The following is a 14,974-nucleotide window of genomic DNA, read 5'->3' as shown; positions in this document are numbered from 1 at the left end:
CCCTCCGCCGACCCCGTCCGCCGTCCGTCCGGTCCCGGACGCGGAAGGGGGTGGTGCCCGTCCCCCGGGCACCACCCCCTCGCGCGTACCGGCCGTCGGCCGTCGGCCGTCAGTCGCAGGTGAAGCTGACGACCAGTCGGTCGTCCTTGTCCAGCGAACCGCTCGAGTTGCTGAGCATGGTGCTGGACAGGAAGAGGTGCCCGTCGGAGTAGCGGAACTCGGAGTAGTCCGGCAGGAAACTGGTCTCCGCGTTCCGGACCGACTCGTCGCTCGGGTTCTCCATCAGCACCGTCTGCTTGAAGGTGGCGCCGTCGATGGAGACGACCTGGCCGCCCTTGTCGTACGGGGGCTTGCGGTACGCGATGATGTTGCCGCCGTCCATCCGGAGCGGGAACATCGTGTAGCGGTTGCCCGCGTCGGCCCGGTCACCGGTCTGCTTGCCGGTGGTGAGGTCGAAGGAGACGATCTCGTTGGTGTTGCCGTAGTCGCCGGTGCCTTCGTGCTCCTCGGTCGGCAGGTAGATGCGGTTGTTGCCGACGGCCAGCTGGCCGCAGCTCTCGACCTTGGTGGAGACGCAGCGCGCCGCGTACTTCTCGGCGTCCGCGGCGATCCGGGTGATCAGCTTGCCGGTCTCGGTGTCGATGGAGAAGAAGTCCGAGATGCCGCTGCCGTCACCGGCCGTGTCGCCGACGTCGGCCGCGACCACCAGGGGCTTGGTGGAGACGATGCTCGCGTAGTCGACACCGGGCGGCATCTTGTACGAGGAGATCGGGGCCCCGGTGGTCGGGTTCAGCGCCTGGACGACGAGCTGCGGGTCGTCGTACGTACCGCACTTGCGGACCGCGGCGAGTGCTTCGCCGCCGCCGTAGCCCAGGTCGTAGCAGCCGTCGGAGGAGGTCTTGGGCTTCCAGCGCTCGGCGCCGGTGTTCAGGTCGAAGGCGGCGCCGCCCTCCAGACCGCCCGCGGCGACGGTGTCGCCGCTGATGGTGACCTCGGCGAACCTGACCGGTGCGTCCCCGCTGGTGGCGGCGGTGACCGACTTGCTCCAGAGCAGCTTGCCGGTCTTCAGGTCGAGTGCGCCGACCTGGTTGCACGGCTGGTACTTGACCGTCTTGCTGGGCTTGCCCTGCTCGAAGGCGATCGCGGTCCGGAAGTCGGCGGTCATGTGCCGGGAGGCCGCGCAGACCTGGCCCGCCAGCGGGATGGACCACAGCTTGGTGCCCTTGGCCGGGTCGTAGGCGACGACCTCGTTCAGCCCGGTCTTCACGTACGCCTTGTCGGTCAGCCAGGAGCCGTCGACCTTGGTGACCTCGGTGACCTTGGGCAGCGGGACCTGGAAGGCGACCTTGGACTTGGGGTCGGCGGGTACCTTCTCCTTGCCCGCGCCGTCGGTGGCACCGCCCTTGTTCTCACCGCCCGTGCCGCCGGAGGTGCCGCCGGACTGGGTGGCCTCGTTCTTCTTGTTGTCGTCGCCGCTGCCGGCGTACCAGATGCCGGCGCCCACGATGAGGACGACGGCCACGGCGGCGGCCACGACGATCTGCATCTGGGTGGAGAACTTCTTGCCGCCGTTGCCGTTCTGCGGCGGTGTCGGCGGCTGCTGCATCGGCGCGGTCGGGTAGCCGTAGCCCTGCTGCGGGGGCTGGCCGGGCGGCATGCCCTGCGGGAAGCCGTAGCCCTGCTGCGGCTGGCCGGGCACGGGGGCCTGCGGGTAGCCGTAGCCGGGCTGCGGGGGCTGGTTCTGCGGGTAGCCGTAGCCGGGCTGGGTCTGCGGGTAGCCGTAGCCGGCGGGCGGCTGCGGCGCCGGGGCGCCACCGGCGGGCGGCGGGGTCGGCGCACCGAACCCGCCGGCGGGCGGAGTGGCCCCGGGCGGCACGGCGTCGGCCGGGGGTTGGGCGAACGGGTCGGCGGGCGGCGGCGTCGGGGCACCGAACCCACCGGGCGGGGGGTCCTGCGGGGCGCCGAATCCGCCCTGGGGCGGGTCGTTGGGCGGCTGCGTCATGGCGTACGTACCTCTGGGGAGGGAACTGGAGGGAACGGTGGTGGTGGGACGGGACCGGCGGCGGGCGGGATGATCCGGCCGCCGCCGGCCATGAGCCGTGGGGGCGTTGACGGCCGGTCCCCGCGGGGCCCCGCCGTCGCAAGGCTGCCTGAGCCGTCAGTTGCCGAAGGCCATCATGGTCTTCGTCTCCAGCTCTTCCTTGTCGTTCCTCGCGCTGACCCGGCCGCTCGCGATGAAGGAGCGGCCGCCCGCGTAGAGGATCTGCGGCCGGTAGAAGCTCTTCTCGATCTGGGACGTCGACGCGGGGTGCGTCAGCACCGTCCGTACGGCGCCGCCGCCCGGCGCGAGGGTGGCGATGCCGCCGCCCCTCTCGTAGCCGGGCTCCACGTAGAGCAGCACATTGGCGCCGTCCATGCGCAGCGGCTTCACCGTGGTCTTGGCCGGGGCCGTGGCCTTCCACTTGGGCTTGCCGGTGTTCAGGTTGAACGCCACGACCTTGTTGGTGCGCTCCAGGCCGGTGCCCGCGTCGGTCGCGATGTAGAAGGTGTTGGCGTCGGCGGCGACCCCGGTGCAGCCGTCGAGGGTCTTGCCGAAGACGGCGAAGGCGCTGCCGCAGTCCGGGGCGAACGAATCGCCCTTGTCGCTGGTGAGGCCGGAGCGGAGGGTGCCGTCGTGCTTCAGCGCGAGGATGCTCCACTCCTTCTTCTTCTTCAGCGAGACGACCAGCGGGTCCACCGAGTAGACCTTGTCGACCTCCCAGCCCTGCTTGGGCCGGTACGTCCACCGGGGCTTGCCGGTGGCCGGGTCGATCTCCTGGATCTGGTTCTGCGGGTTGTCGGTGTCGGCGGTGCGGCAGCTGGAGGCGGCGATGAGCTTGGAGCCGCCCGCGAACGCGTAGGGCTGGCAGGTGCCTTCGGGCTTCCCGAACAGCTCCTTGCCGTCGCTGACCCGGTACGCGTTGGAGTTCCCGGTACGGGCGACCGTCACGGTGTCCCCGCTGATGGCCAGGGAGATGTCCGAGAGGAAGTCCCAGGTGCCGTTCTTCTTGACGGCCTTCTTCCAGCCCGCCTTGCCGGTGTTCAGGTCGATCATCTGGAGGTCGGCGCAGTCGGCCCGGCTGGTGGTGCCGTTCTTGACCCCGATGACGATCTTGCCGTCGGTGGTGGTCTGGTTCGGCGCCGCGCACAGGTCGGCGGGCAGCTTGACCGTCCACTTCTTCTTGCCGTCGGCGACGGCGTAGCCGGAGACCTCGCGGTACATGCCCTTGACGATCGTGTCGCCGACCACCCAGGGACCGTGCACGTCGGCGCCGTCGCGCGGCAGGTCGATGTCGTTCTTCTGCAGCCACAGGACCTTGGCCTCGCCGGACTTGCGCCCGGCGTTGAGGTCCTCGTCGCCGCCGTTGCCGGCACCGTTGCCGTCGCCCTCGTCGACGGAGGGGGAGGTGCTGGGCCCGGCGCCCGTGCTCTCCTTCGCGACGGGCTTGTCGTCGCCCGGGTCGCCGCTCGTGGCGAAGTAGACGCCGCCGCCGATCACCGCGAGCGCGGCGACCGCGGCACCGATGACGACCGCGGGCTTGCGCTTGCCGGAGCCACCGCCCGGACCGGCCGGTACCGGGGCGCCGGGGTACTGCTGCTGCGGGTAGCCGTAACCGGGCTGCTGCTGCTGACCGTAGGGGCCGGGCTGCTGGGCGTACGGGCCGGGCTGCGGCTGACCGTACGGCCCCGGCTGCTGGGCATAGGGGCCGGGCTGCTGGGCGTACGGGCCGGGCTGCTGCTGACCGTAGGGGCCGGGCTGCGGCGGCTGCTGGGGCGGTTGCGGTGCCTGTGGCGGCTGCTGGGGCGGATAGCCGTAGCCCGGCTGGGCGGGCGGCGGGCCCTGGGGCGGCTGAGGACTTCCCGGCGACGGGTCCTGCGGCGCGCCGAAGCCTCCCTGCGGCGGTTGCTGGCTGGGCGGCTGGGTCATCAGCACGTCCCCCTTCGTGCGGTCCGGATGCCCGTTCCGTTCTCCCCCGCGATTCCGTGGAGCATCACAGGGCCGAAACCCCCTGAATTTCCCGGAAAGGAGCGAATCGGGCATGGATCCCGCGGCGTTACGTCAGTCGAGCGGGGCTTCTTTGTACCACCCGCACACGCCCGGACATCGGGTCGGTCCGTCCCCTGTTCCCAAGGGAGAACCGCCCCGTGATGGCTCCGTTACGCCTGGGACCTTGCGTTCGTACCAGGCCCGGCGCACGTCGGTGCCCGTTCAGTCGCCGAACATCTCCATGGTCTTCGCCCGCATCTCGTCCCCGTCCTCCTCCCCGCTGACGAACGTGGTCATCAGCAGGGAACGGCCGTCCCGGTGGACGACCCGGGGCTGGAACAGGGAGCGTTCGGTCGGCGACCCCGCGTCCGGGTGCTGGATCAGCAGCTGCGGCGTGCCGCCGGTCGGCGACAGGGCGGCGATGGCGCCGCCCTTCTTCGTCTCCGGTTCCACGTACAGCTGCAGCCGGCCGTTCTCCATCCGCAGCGGCATCATGGTCTGCCCGGCCGGGGCCGCGGCCCGCCACTTGGGCTTGCCGCTGGACAGGTCGAAGGCGACGACCTTGTTGGTGGGGGTGGAGCCGGACTTGCCGGACAGGTCGGGCTTGGTCGCCAGGTAGACCGACCGGCCGTCGGCGGCCGCCCCGGAACAGTTGTCGAGGTTCCCGCTGCTGGAGATGAAGAAGTTGTCGCACTCCACCCGGTAGTCCTCACCCGCGGCGCCGACCAGCTGGGAGCGGTAGGTGCCGTTCGCGTTGAGAACGAGGATGGCCCACTTGTCCTCCTCCTTCTTCTCCAGGGAGACGACCAGCGGGTCGAGCGAGTAGAAGTTCGCGACCTCCCAGCCCTTCTTGACCTTGTACTTCCACAGGAGCTTCCCGGTGGTCGGGTCGATCCGCTCCACCAGCTGTTCCTTGTGGTCGTCGGCGGCCGTCTGGCAGCTGGCCGCGGCGATGCCCTCGGGTCCGCTCGCGAATCCGAACGGCTGGCAGTTGCCCGGGAGTTCGCCGAAGAGCACCTTGCCGTCGCTGATCCGGTAGGCGTCCGTCCGGGTCGTCCGGCCGACGGTCACGGTGTTGCCGTTGGTCGCCATCGCGATGTTGGAGAGCCCGTCCCACAGGCCCCTGCGCCGGTACGTCGTGTGCCAGCCGGCCTTGCCGGTCGTGAGGTCGACCATCTGGAGCCCGTTGCACTCCGCCTTGTTGCCGTTGCCGGTCTCCACCCCGATGACGATCTTGCCGTCGGTGGTGGGCTGCGACGGGGCCGCGCACACCTTGCCGGACAGCGGCAGGCTCCACTTCTCCTTGCCGTCGGTGACCGAGTAGCCGGAGACGGTGCGGAACATCGCCTTGGCGACGATGTCCCCGGCGAACCAGGGGCCGTACGCGCTGTCGCCGGTGCGGGGCAGGTCGACGCCGCCCTCCTGGAGCCAGAGGACCTTCGCCTCGCCCTTGGCGCGCAGGGTGTTGATGCCGTCGGCCTCGGCACGCAGGTCGCTCGGGCCGGGGGTCTCCTTGCCCGTGGGCTTGTTGGTGGGGGTGACCGGGGTGGGGCTCGCGCTCTTCTTCGCGTCGGGGGTCTTGTCGTCGCCGCCGGTGGCCAGCCAGACGCCGCCCCCGGCGAGGAGCGCCACCGCGAGCACGCCGCCGACGACCGCCCCACGCCGCCCGCGGAAGAAACCGCCACCCCCGGTGGGGCCGCCCGCCGGACCGCCCGGGGGCGTCTGCGGCGGCGCACCGTACGGGCCGGGCTGGTTGGGCACGTTGTACGGACCGGGCTGCGGGGGCGCGTTGTACGGGCCCGGCTGCGCGGCGGGCGCGTTGTACGGACCGGGCTGGGGCGGCGCGTTGTACGGGCCGGGCTGCGCGGCGGGCGCGGCGTAGGGGCCGGGCTGCGGGGGCGCGCCGTAGGGGCCCGGCTGCGCGGCGGGCGTGTTGTACGGGCCGGGCTGCGGCGGCTGCTGCGAGTTGGGCTGCGGGGCCTGCTGGGGGCCGGGCTGCGGAGGCTGCCCGTACGGGTTCGGCGGGGGGTCGTACGGAGCCCCGAAGCCACCCTGCGGCGGTTGCTGGCCGGGCGGCTGGGTCATCAGCACGTCCCCCTTCGTGCGGATCGGCCCGGCCGTGGTGCCGGGGCAAGGTTTCTTTCTATCACCCGCCCCGACAGCCCCTACCGTCACACCTGCCGCATCGGCCAAACCTGCCGCGGAGAAGGCCGCGTACGACGGCCGCGCACGGCGACCGCGTACGACGGCACCTCAACGATCAGGCGTCCTCGGCCAGTTCCAGCCAGCGCATCTCCAACTCGTCGCGTTCGACGACCAGTTCACGCAGTTCGGCGTCGAGCGCGGCGACCTTCTCGAAGTCCGTGGCGTGCTCGGCGATCTGCGCGTGCAGCTTGGTCTCGCGGGTGGAGAGCTTGTCGAGCTGTCGCTCGACCTTCTGGAGTTCCTTCTTCGCCGCACGGGCGGCCTGCGGGGAGAGCCCCGCCGCCGGAGCGGCCGTCTCCCTGGCCGGGGCGGGGGCGGCGGACGGGGTGGCCGTCTCCTCCATCCGCTGCCTGCGCTCCAGGTACTCGTCGATCCCGCGCGGCAGCATCCGCAGCGCACGGTCGCCGAGCAGGGCCATCACCCGGTCCGTGGTCCGCTCGATGAAGAACCGGTCGTGGGAGATGACGACCATCGATCCGGGCCAGCCGTCGAGGAGGTCCTCCAGCTGGGTCAGGGTCTCGATGTCGAGGTCGTTGGTGGGCTCGTCGAGGAAGAGGACGTTCGGCTCGTCCATCAGCAGGCGCAGGATCTGGAGCCGGCGCCGCTCACCGCCGGAGAGGTCGCCGACCGGGGTCCACTGCTTCTCCTTCGAGAAGCCGAACTGCTCACAGAGCTGGCCCGCGGTCATCTCGCGGCCCTTGCCGAGGTCGACCCGGTCGCGTACCTGCTGGACGGCCTCCAGGACCCGCAGGTTCGGGTCGAGCTCGCGGACCTCCTGGGAGAGGTAGGCCAGCCTGACGGTCTTGCCGACGACGACCCTTCCGGCCGCGGGCTGCGCCTCGCCCTGGGTGCGGGCCGCGTCGGCGAGCGTCCGCAGCAGCGAGGTCTTGCCCGCGCCGTTGACCCCGACCAGGCCGATCCGGTCGCCGGGGCCGAGCTGCCAGGTGAGGTGCTGGAGCAGGGTCTTCGGGCCGGCCTGGACGGTCACGTCCTCCAGGTCGAAGACGGTCTTGCCGAGCCGGGCGTTGGCGAACTTCATCAGCTCGCTGGTGTCGCGCGGCGGCGGCACGTCGGCGATCAGCTCGTTGGCGGCCTCGATGCGGTAGCGCGGCTTGGACGTACGGGCGGGGGCGCCGCGGCGCAGCCAGGCCAGCTCCTTGCGCATCAGGTTCTGCCGCTTGACCTCCTCGGTGGCGGCGATCCGCTCGCGCTCGGCGCGGGCGAAGACGTAGTCGGAGTAGCCGCCCTCGTACTCGTAGACCGACCCGCGCTGGACGTCCCACATGCGGGTGCAGACCTGGTCGAGGAACCAGCGGTCGTGGGTGACGCAGACGAGCGCGGAGCGGCGGGCGCGCAGATGACCGGCCAGCCAGGAGATGCCCTCGACGTCGAGGTGGTTGGTGGGCTCGTCCAGGACGATCAGGTCCGGCTCGCCGATGAGCAGCTTGGCCAGCGCGATCCGGCGCCGCTCGCCGCCGGAGAGCGGGGCGATGACGGTGTCCAGGCCGTGCTCGAAGCCGGGCAGGGCGAGCCCGCCGAAGAGCCCGGTGAGCACGTCGCGGATCTTGGCGCTGCCCGCCCACTCGTGGTCGGCGAGGTCGCCGATCACCTCGTGGCGGATGGTGGCCTCGGGGTCCAGCGAATCGTGCTGGGTGAGCACACCGAGCCGCAGCCCGCCACTGTGCGTGACGCGCCCGCTGTCCGCCTCCTCCAGCCGGGCGAGCAGCCGGATCAGCGTGGTCTTGCCGTCGCCGTTACGGCCCACGACCCCGATCCGGTCCCCCTCGGACACCCCGAGGGACACTCCGTCGAGCAGGGCACGGGTGCCGTACACCTTGATGACCTGCTCGACATTGACCAGATTGACGGCCATTTCACTCCTGCCCGGATGGATCGATCGGCTTCCCAGGGTACGGGGCGCCGCCCCCTTGCCCACCCGGTTCCTCCGCCGTACAGTTCCCTGTACGTACAGATTCCTGTACATCACCACACCGGGAGGCGAACATGCGCACCATGACCTACACGGAATCGCGTGCCAAGTACGCCGAGACCCTGAGCTCCGTCGTCAACGACCGTGAAGAGGTCATAGTGACGCGTGCCGGTCACGAGCCCGTGGTGATCGTGGCACTCGACGAGTACGAGGCCATGAAGGAGACGGCCTACCTCTACCGCAGCCCGGAGAACGCGCGGCGCGTCCTGGCCGCGATCGATGACCTGGAGAACGGTGGCGGCACCGTACGGGAGCTCACCGAATGAAGTTCGTCTGGCACGAATCGGCGTGGGCGGACTACGTGTGGTGGCAGGCCCAGGACCGCAAGATCCTCAAGCGGATCAACACCCTCCTCCAGGACATCGCCCGCAACGGAAACGAAGGCATCGGCAAACCCGAACCTCTGCGGCACGGATTCCACGGCTACTGGTCCCGCCGGATCAGCGACGAACACCGGCTCGTCCACCGCGTGGTCGAGGACGAGGTGCGCATCGCCTCGTGCCGCTACCACTACGGGAGGTAGTTCCCGCCCTCCCGGACGACCGTCGCCCCCGGGGCCGGGGACACGGCGGTGCGGGCGGTGCGGCAGGTGCCGGAGGCCATGAGGGCGTCGGCGACCTTGCGGGCCGACTCCTCGTCCGCCGCCAGGAAGGCGGTGGTCGGGCCCGAGCCCGAGACCAGGGCGGCCACTGCGCCCGCGGCGGTGCCGGCGGCGAGGGTGCCGGCGAGCGAGGGGCGCAGCGAGAGGGCGGCGGGCTGGAGGTCGTTGGAGACCGCCGCGGCCAGGGCCTTCGGGTCGCCGGTGCGCAGGGCTTCCAGGAGGGCGGGCGACGCGGTGGGGTCGGGGACGTCGGTGCCCTCGGTGAGCCGGTCGAACTCGCCGTAGACGGCCGGGGTGGAGAGCCCGCCGTCGGCGACCGCGAAGACCCAGTGGAAGGTGGAGCCGACCTCGACCGGGGTGAGGTGCTCACCACGCCCGGTGCCGAGGGCGGCGCCGCCGACCAGGCTGAACGGGACGTCGCTGCCGAGCCCGGCGCAGATCTCCAGGAGTTCCTCGCGGTCCGCGCCGGTGTTCCAGAGGGCGTCGCAGGCCAGCAGGGCGGCGGCCCCGTCGGCGCTGCCGCCCGCCATGCCGCCCGCGACGGGGATGTCCTTGGCGATGTGGATGTGCACGTCGGGGGTGATGCCGTGCCGTTCGGCCAGCGCGATCGCGGCGCGGGCGGCGAGGTTCGTCGCGTCGAGCGGGACCTGGGCCGCGTCCGGGCCGGAGCAGGTGACACGCAGCGCGTCGGCGGGGGTGACGGTGACCTCGTCGTACAGGCCGACGGCGAGGAAGACGTTGGCCAGGTCGTGGAAGCCGTCGGGGCGCGGGGCGCCGACCGCGAGCTGGACGTTGACCTTGGCCGGTACCCGGACGGTGATGCTCACGCGCCGCTCCCTGTGGGCTCGCTGGTGGTACTGCTCGGCTTGTTCTCGGCGATCGCGGCGAACTCCTCGACCGTGAGCGCCTCGCCCCGGGCCTGCGGCGAGATCCCGGCGGCGAGCAGGGCCGCCTCGGCGGCGGGGGCGGAGCCCGCCCACCCGGCCAGGGCCGCCCGCAGCGTCTTGCGGCGCTGGGCGAAGGCGGCGTCCACGACCGCGAAGACCTCGGCCCGGCTCGCCTCCGTCGCGAGCGGCTCGGTGCGCCGGACCAGCGAGACCAGGCCGGAGTCGACGTTCGGCGCGGGCCAGAAGACGTTGCGGCCGATGGAACCGGCGCGCTTGACGTCCGCGTACCAGGCGGCCTTCACGGAGGGCACGCCGTAGACCTTGTTGCCGGGGCGGGCGGCCAGCCGGTCGGCGACCTCGGCCTGCACCATGACGAGGGTGCGCTCGATGGACGGGAAGCGCTCCAGCATGGTCAGCAGGACCGGCACCGCGACGTTGTACGGCAGGTTGGCGACCAGCGCGGTGGGCGCCGGGCCGGGCAGCTCCCGGACGAGCATCGCGTCGGAGTGCACCAGCGCGAACCGGTCGGCGCGCTCCGGCAGCCGGGCGGCGACGGTGGCGGGCAGCGCGCCCGCGAGCACGTCGTCGATCTCGACGGCGACCACCCGGTCCGCCGCCTCCAGCAGGGCCAGGGTCAGCGAGCCGAGCCCCGGGCCGACCTCGACGACGACATCGTCCGGGCGGACCTCCGCGGTCCGTACGATCCGGCGGACGGTGTTGGCGTCGATGACGAAGTTCTGGCCGCGCTGCTTGGTGGGGCGTACGCCCAGCGCTGCGGCCAGTTCGCGGATGTCTGCGGGGCCCAGGAGGGCGTCGGGCTCTGTGGTGCTCACCTGTAAAGCGTAAGGCGCCCGGCGTTTCGCTCCCGCCGCCCGGCGGCTCAGTAGTCGAAGGCCCTCGCCGTGTTCGCGGCGATGGCCTCGGCCAGTACGTCCTCCTCCACGCCCTTCACCGCGGCCATGGCGCGCAGGGTGACCGGGATCAGGTACGGCGCGTTCGGCCTGCCCCGGTACGGGGCGGGGGTCAGGAACGGCGCGTCCGTCTCGACGAGCAGCAGCTCCAGCGGGGCGACGGCCAGGGCGTCCCGCAGCGGCTGGGCGTTCTTGAAGGTGACGTTGCCCGCGAAGGACATGAAGTACCCGGCGTCGGCGCAGATCCGGGCCATGTCGGCGTCGCCGGAGTAGCAGTGGAAGACGGTGCGCTCGGGGGCGCCCGCGTCGGCGAGGACGCGCAGGACGTCCTTGTGGGCCTCGCGGTCGTGGATGACCAGCGCCTTGCCGTGCCGCTTGGCGATCTCGATGTGGGCCCGGAAGGACTCCTCCTGGGTGGCCACGCCCTCGGGGCCGGTACGGAAGTAGTCGAGCCCGGTCTCGCCGACGCCGCGTACGTGGTCGAGCGCGGCCAGGGCGTCGATCTCCGCGAGCGCCTCGTGCAGCGCGGCCCGTCCGCCCGCCGGGCGGGCGCCCTGGCGGGCGGTGCCGTCGGGGTCGCCGTGCACGATGCGCGGGGCCTCGTTGGGGTGCAGCGCGACCGCCGCGTGCACCTGGGGGTGCGCGGCGGCGGTCTCGGCGGCCCAGCGCGATCCGGCCAGGTCGCAGCCCACCTGGATCACGGTGGTCACATTGACCGCGGCGGCCCTGGCCAGGGCCTCCTCCACGGTCGCGTCCTGCATGTCCAGGTGGGTGTGCGAGTCTGCGACCGGCACCCGGAGGGGTTCGGGCAGCGGCGGGGCTTCGGTACGGCTCATGCGGACGATCGTACGAGGGCGCGCCGCGCCCCCGTACCGGTCGGCGCCGTGACCGGGCGGCGTGGCCCTGCGGCCGGCCGGGGCGGTGCCGCGTTCGCGGAAGGGGTGCTACCGCTTGTGGAACGGGTGCAGCAGGTCGGACAGGTGCCACTGGTGGCCGGTGGCCGCCGGTACGGGGGTCGCGCCCTCGGCCTCCGGGGCGCCGGCGTCCTCGGCGGGCCGGAACCGGGCCGGCGGGGTGTGGCGGAGCAGCTGCTGGACGGTGGAGACCCGGCCGGACCGCATGATGCGGACGACGTGTCCGCCGCAGTTCGCGCAGCTGGGCCTGGAAAGCGGTGAGGGGACCTGTTCCCCGTCCGCCCTGTAGATGACGAAAGCGTTGTTGGCACCGTCGACGTGGTGCTCTATCTCGTAGGCCTGCTCCCAGCCGTACCCGCACCTCATGCAGGCGAAGGCGTACGCCTCGTGTGCGGTGGTTGCTGCGATCTCGCTCATGCCCGCTCCTTTGTCCGCCGGACAGGCACTCCGGGCAGGCGGCCCGGAGAACCGGAGAATGCGTCCCCGAACCAGTGGACGCCTTCACCAGGAGGAGCGCACCGGGCCCTGTCGACAATTGGAGCGCTTTTGGTCCGCTCGTGACGGAAAAGCCCGGTGCGCGGCTCTTGCTTTGCTTTTCACGATAGTCCTTTTGCCTTATCAGGGGCAGGTTCGCGATCAGGAGCCGTCGCCACGCCCGGAACGACGGGGCGCCGTGACCGGGTGGCCGGGTGGCCGGGGCGCGCTCAGGCGCCGGTGCGTGCCGCGTTCTTCGCCGCCACGACCGCGTCGAACACCTCGCGCTTGGGCAGTCCCGCGTCGGCGGCGACGGCGGCGATCGCCTCCTTGCGCCGCTCCCCCGCCTCCTCGCGCACCCGCACCCTGCGCACCAGCTCCTCCGCGTCCAGCTCCTCGGGGCCGGACTCGGCGGCGCCCTCGACGACGACGGTGATCTCGCCGCGTACGCCCTCGGCGGCCCAGGTCGCCAGCTCGCCCAGCGGGCCGCGCTTGACCTCCTCGTACGTCTTGGTCAGCTCACGGCAGACGGCGGCCCGGCGGTCGGTGCCGAAGACCTCGGCCATCGCGGCGAGGGTGTCGTCGAGCCGGTGCGGGGCCTCGAAGAAGACCATGGTGCGGCGCTCCCCGGCCACCTCGCGGAGCCTGCCGAGCCGCTCGCCCGCCTTGCGGGGCAGGAAGCCCTCGAAGCAGAAGCGGTCGACGGGCAGCGCGGACAGGGCGAGCGCGGTGAGCACGGCGGACGGGCCGGGCACGGCGGTGACCCTGACGTCCTGCTCCACGGCGGCGGCCACCAGCCGGTAGCCGGGGTCGGAGACCGACGGCATGCCCGCGTCGGTGACCAGCAGCACCCGGGCTCCGCCGGCCAGCGCCTCGACGAGCTCCGGCGTACGGGCCGACTCGTTGCCCTCGAAGTAGGAGACGACCCGGCCCGTGGTGTGGACGCCGAGCGCCTGGGTGAGGCGGCGCAGCCGCCGGGTGTCCTCGGCGGCGACGATGTCCGCCGTCTCCAGTTCGGCGGCGAGCCGGGGCGGGGCGTCCGCCACGTCGCCGATCGGGGTTCCTGCCAGTACCAGCGTTCCAGTCGTTCCAGTCACGGGACCATCCTCCCAGCACGGGCGACGGCGTTCCCACAGACGTGTTCCCTACGATGGCGCGGTGACGAGTACAGCGCCCGAAGCCCGGCAGGGCCAAGACGCCGGGGAACCGCACGGCGAAGAACCGGCCTCCTGGCCGCGGCGGCTCCGCCGCTTCGGCCATGTGCCCAGGCCCGGGACCGGGCTGCGCGAGCGCCTGGTCCCGCCGTACACGCGGCCCGGCGCCCAGCTGTGGGCGGTGCTCGGGTTCTCCCCGCGGCTGGCCGACCGGCTGGTGCGGTGGTCGGCGTGGGGCGGTCCGCTGCTGGTGGCGCTGGTCGCCGGAGTGCTGCGGTTCTGGAACCTGGGCAGCCCGCACGCCCTGATATTCGACGAGACGTACTACGCCAAGGACTCCTGGGCCCTGGTCAACCAGGGGTACGAGGGCAACTGGCCCAAGGACATCGACAAGCTGATCCTGGCCGACCCGTCGAAGGTGGACATCCCGGTCGACCCCGGGTACGTGGTGCACCCGCCGGTCGGCAAGTGGGTGATCGGTCTCGGTGAGCAGCTCTTCGGTTTCACGCCGTTCGGCTGGCGGTTCATGGTGGCGGTGCTCGGCACGCTGTCGGTGCTGATGCTGTGCCGGATCGGGCGGCGGCTGTTCCGTTCGACGTTCCTGGGCTGCCTGGCGGGGACGTTGCTGGCGGTGGACGGTCTGCACTTCGTGATGAGCCGGACCGCGCTGCTCGACCTGGTGCTGATGTTCTTCGTGGTGGCGGCGTTCGGTGCGCTGCTGATCGACCGGGACTGGGCGCGGCGCAGGTTCGCCGCGGCGCTGCCGGTCGACGCGGAGGGGGTGCTGCGGCCGGACGCGGAGATCGCCGAGGAGCTGCGGCTCGGCTGGCGGCCCTGGCGGATCGTCGCGGGTCTGATGCTGGGGCTGGCGTTCGCCACGAAGTGGAACGGGCTGTACATCCTGGCCGCCTTCGGCCTGATGACCGTGTTGTGGGACGTCGGCGCGCGCCGGACCGCGGGCGCGGCGTGGCCGTACCTGGCGGTACTGAAGCGGGATCTGCTGCCCGCCTTCGTGTCGACGGTCCCGGTCGCGCTCGTGACGTACCTGGTCTCGTGGACCGGCTGGATCGTCACCGGCAAGGGCTACTACCGGAACTGGGCGGCGACCGACGGGCAGGGCGGTCACTGGACGTGGCTGCCGGACTGGCTGCGCAGCCTGTGGCACTACGAGTACCAGGTGTACGAGTTCCACGTGAACCTGACGTCCGGCCACACGTACCAGTCCAACCCCTGGAGCTGGATCGTGCTGGGCCGCCCCGTCTCGTACTTCTGGGAGGAGGAGCCCGGCTGCGCGGCGTCGGCGAGCGGCAAGTGCGCCCGCGAGGTGCTGGCCATCGGGACGCCGCTGCTGTGGTGGGCGGCGTGCTTCGCCCTGGTGTACGTGCTGTGGCGGTGGATCTTCCGGCGCGACTGGCGGGCGGGTGCGATCGCCTGCGGGGTGGCGGCGGGCTGGCTGCCCTGGTTCCTGTACCAGGAGCGGACGATCTTCCTCTTCTACGCGGTCGTCTTCGTGCCGTTCCTCTGCCTGGCGGTGACGATGATGATCGGCGCCCTGCTCGGCCCGGCGGCCGGGACCGGCCCACGGCCACCGGGGCTCGCGGCGGCGAGCGGTGACCCGACCGGTGAGCGGAGACGGACCCTGGGCGCGGTCGCGGCGGGCGTCCTGGTCCTGCTGATCATCTGGAACTTCATCTACTTCTGGCCGATCTACACGGGCGCCTCCATCCCGGACGGCTCGTGGCGCGAGCGGATGTGGCTGGACACCTGGATCTGACCAGGCAGGAGTACGAAGAGGGCGCGGCCATTGGCCG

General features: G+C 72.1%; 12 protein-coding genes. 3 read left to right on the top strand and 9 right to left on the bottom strand.

Annotated features, from left to right (window positions below; translation table 11 throughout):
• Positions 1 to 109: 109 nt before the first annotated feature.
• The 4 genes from ACFCV8_RS15675 to ACFCV8_RS15660 form a co-directional block, all read right to left on the bottom strand.
• Positions 110 to 2,002 (bottom strand): PQQ-binding-like beta-propeller repeat protein, encoded by a 1,893-nt coding sequence (locus ACFCV8_RS15675; RefSeq protein ID WP_376685888.1) that lies wholly within the window; start codon positions 2,000 to 2,002, stop codon positions 110 to 112.
• Between the two features lie 156 nt (positions 2,003 to 2,158).
• Positions 2,159 to 3,967, bottom strand: coding sequence for a PQQ-binding-like beta-propeller repeat protein (locus ACFCV8_RS15670; protein ID WP_376685887.1), 1,809 nt, complete (start codon positions 3,965 to 3,967; stop codon positions 2,159 to 2,161).
• Positions 3,968 to 4,249: 282 nt separating this feature from the next.
• On the bottom strand, positions 4,250 to 6,112 hold the full coding sequence (locus ACFCV8_RS15665) for a PQQ-binding-like beta-propeller repeat protein (protein ID WP_376685886.1): 1,863 nt from the start codon (positions 6,110 to 6,112) through the stop codon (positions 4,250 to 4,252).
• A gap of 175 nt (positions 6,113 to 6,287) precedes the next feature.
• Entirely contained in the window at positions 6,288 to 8,105 is a 1,818-nt protein-coding gene (locus ACFCV8_RS15660; protein ID WP_376685885.1) for an ABC-F family ATP-binding cassette domain-containing protein, read from the bottom strand.
• 131 nt (positions 8,106 to 8,236) lie between these two features.
• Here ACFCV8_RS15660 and ACFCV8_RS15655 point away from each other — a divergent pair, with 131 nt between their 5' ends.
• Together ACFCV8_RS15655 and ACFCV8_RS15650 are read left to right on the top strand one after the other, a co-directional pair.
• A complete protein-coding gene (locus tag ACFCV8_RS15655) occupies positions 8,237 to 8,488 on the top strand; it encodes a type II toxin-antitoxin system Phd/YefM family antitoxin (RefSeq protein ID WP_376685884.1) in 252 nt (83 codons plus the stop codon).
• Positions 8,485 to 8,745 (top strand): Txe/YoeB family addiction module toxin, encoded by a 261-nt coding sequence (locus tag ACFCV8_RS15650; protein ID WP_376685883.1) that lies wholly within the window; start codon positions 8,485 to 8,487, stop codon positions 8,743 to 8,745. Before ACFCV8_RS15655 ends, ACFCV8_RS15650 begins: the two co-directional genes overlap by 4 nt.
• Here ACFCV8_RS15650 and ACFCV8_RS15645 read toward each other — a convergent pair.
• From ACFCV8_RS15645 to rsmI, 5 genes are all read right to left on the bottom strand, one after another.
• Complete coding sequence (locus ACFCV8_RS15645) at positions 8,733 to 9,650, bottom strand: 4-(cytidine 5'-diphospho)-2-C-methyl-D-erythritol kinase (protein ID WP_376685882.1); 918 nt, start codon at positions 9,648 to 9,650, stop codon at positions 8,733 to 8,735. The two genes, ACFCV8_RS15650 and ACFCV8_RS15645, sit on opposite strands and share 13 nt — an antisense overlap.
• Positions 9,647 to 10,543: a 16S rRNA (adenine(1518)-N(6)/adenine(1519)-N(6))-dimethyltransferase RsmA gene (rsmA, locus tag ACFCV8_RS15640; protein ID WP_376685881.1), complete on the bottom strand. Its 897-nt coding sequence runs from the start codon at positions 10,541 to 10,543 to the stop codon at positions 9,647 to 9,649. Before rsmA ends, ACFCV8_RS15645 begins: the two co-directional genes overlap by 4 nt.
• A 47-nt stretch (positions 10,544 to 10,590) precedes the next feature.
• On the bottom strand, positions 10,591 to 11,457 hold the full coding sequence (locus ACFCV8_RS15635) for a TatD family hydrolase (RefSeq protein WP_376685880.1): 867 nt from the start codon (positions 11,455 to 11,457) through the stop codon (positions 10,591 to 10,593).
• Between the two features lie 108 nt (positions 11,458 to 11,565).
• On the bottom strand, positions 11,566 to 11,952 hold the full coding sequence (locus tag ACFCV8_RS15630; protein WP_376685879.1) for a hypothetical protein: 387 nt from the start codon (positions 11,950 to 11,952) through the stop codon (positions 11,566 to 11,568).
• 287 nt (positions 11,953 to 12,239) lie between these two features.
• Positions 12,240 to 13,106, bottom strand: a complete 867-nt coding sequence (gene rsmI / locus ACFCV8_RS15625) for a 16S rRNA (cytidine(1402)-2'-O)-methyltransferase (protein ID WP_376685878.1) — start codon at positions 13,104 to 13,106, stop codon at positions 12,240 to 12,242.
• A gap of 61 nt (positions 13,107 to 13,167) precedes the next feature.
• Here rsmI and ACFCV8_RS15620 point away from each other — a divergent pair, with 61 nt between their 5' ends.
• Positions 13,168 to 14,937: a dolichyl-phosphate-mannose--protein mannosyltransferase gene (locus tag ACFCV8_RS15620; RefSeq protein ID WP_376685877.1), complete on the top strand. Its 1,770-nt coding sequence runs from the start codon at positions 13,168 to 13,170 to the stop codon at positions 14,935 to 14,937.
• The last annotated feature ends 37 nt before the right edge of the window (positions 14,938 to 14,974 follow it).

The sequence above is a fragment of the Streptomyces sp. NPDC056347 genome (assembly GCF_042262625.1).
GTDB lineage: Bacteria > Actinomycetota > Actinomycetes > Streptomycetales > Streptomycetaceae > Streptomyces.
Note: the sequence above shows the minus strand (reverse complement) of the source record. Positions and strands in the feature narration are given on the sequence as shown.

Coding starts and splice junctions, on each gene's coding strand:
- ACFCV8_RS15675 (WP_376685888.1), bottom strand. CDS start 2,002: ATGACGCAGCCGCCCAACGACCCGCCCCAGGGCGGATTCGGCGCCCCG.
- ACFCV8_RS15670 (WP_376685887.1), bottom strand. CDS start 3,967: ATGACCCAGCCGCCCAGCCAGCAACCGCCGCAGGGAGGCTTCGGCGCG.
- ACFCV8_RS15665 (WP_376685886.1), bottom strand. CDS start 6,112: ATGACCCAGCCGCCCGGCCAGCAACCGCCGCAGGGTGGCTTCGGGGCT.
- ACFCV8_RS15660 (WP_376685885.1), bottom strand. CDS start 8,105: ATGGCCGTCAATCTGGTCAATGTCGAGCAGGTCATCAAGGTGTACGGC.
- ACFCV8_RS15655 (WP_376685884.1), top strand. CDS start 8,237: ATGCGCACCATGACCTACACGGAATCGCGTGCCAAGTACGCCGAGACC.
- ACFCV8_RS15650 (WP_376685883.1), top strand. CDS start 8,485: ATGAAGTTCGTCTGGCACGAATCGGCGTGGGCGGACTACGTGTGGTGG.
- ACFCV8_RS15635 (WP_376685880.1), bottom strand. CDS start 11,457: ATGAGCCGTACCGAAGCCCCGCCGCTGCCCGAACCCCTCCGGGTGCCG.
- ACFCV8_RS15630 (WP_376685879.1), bottom strand. CDS start 11,952: ATGAGCGAGATCGCAGCAACCACCGCACACGAGGCGTACGCCTTCGCC.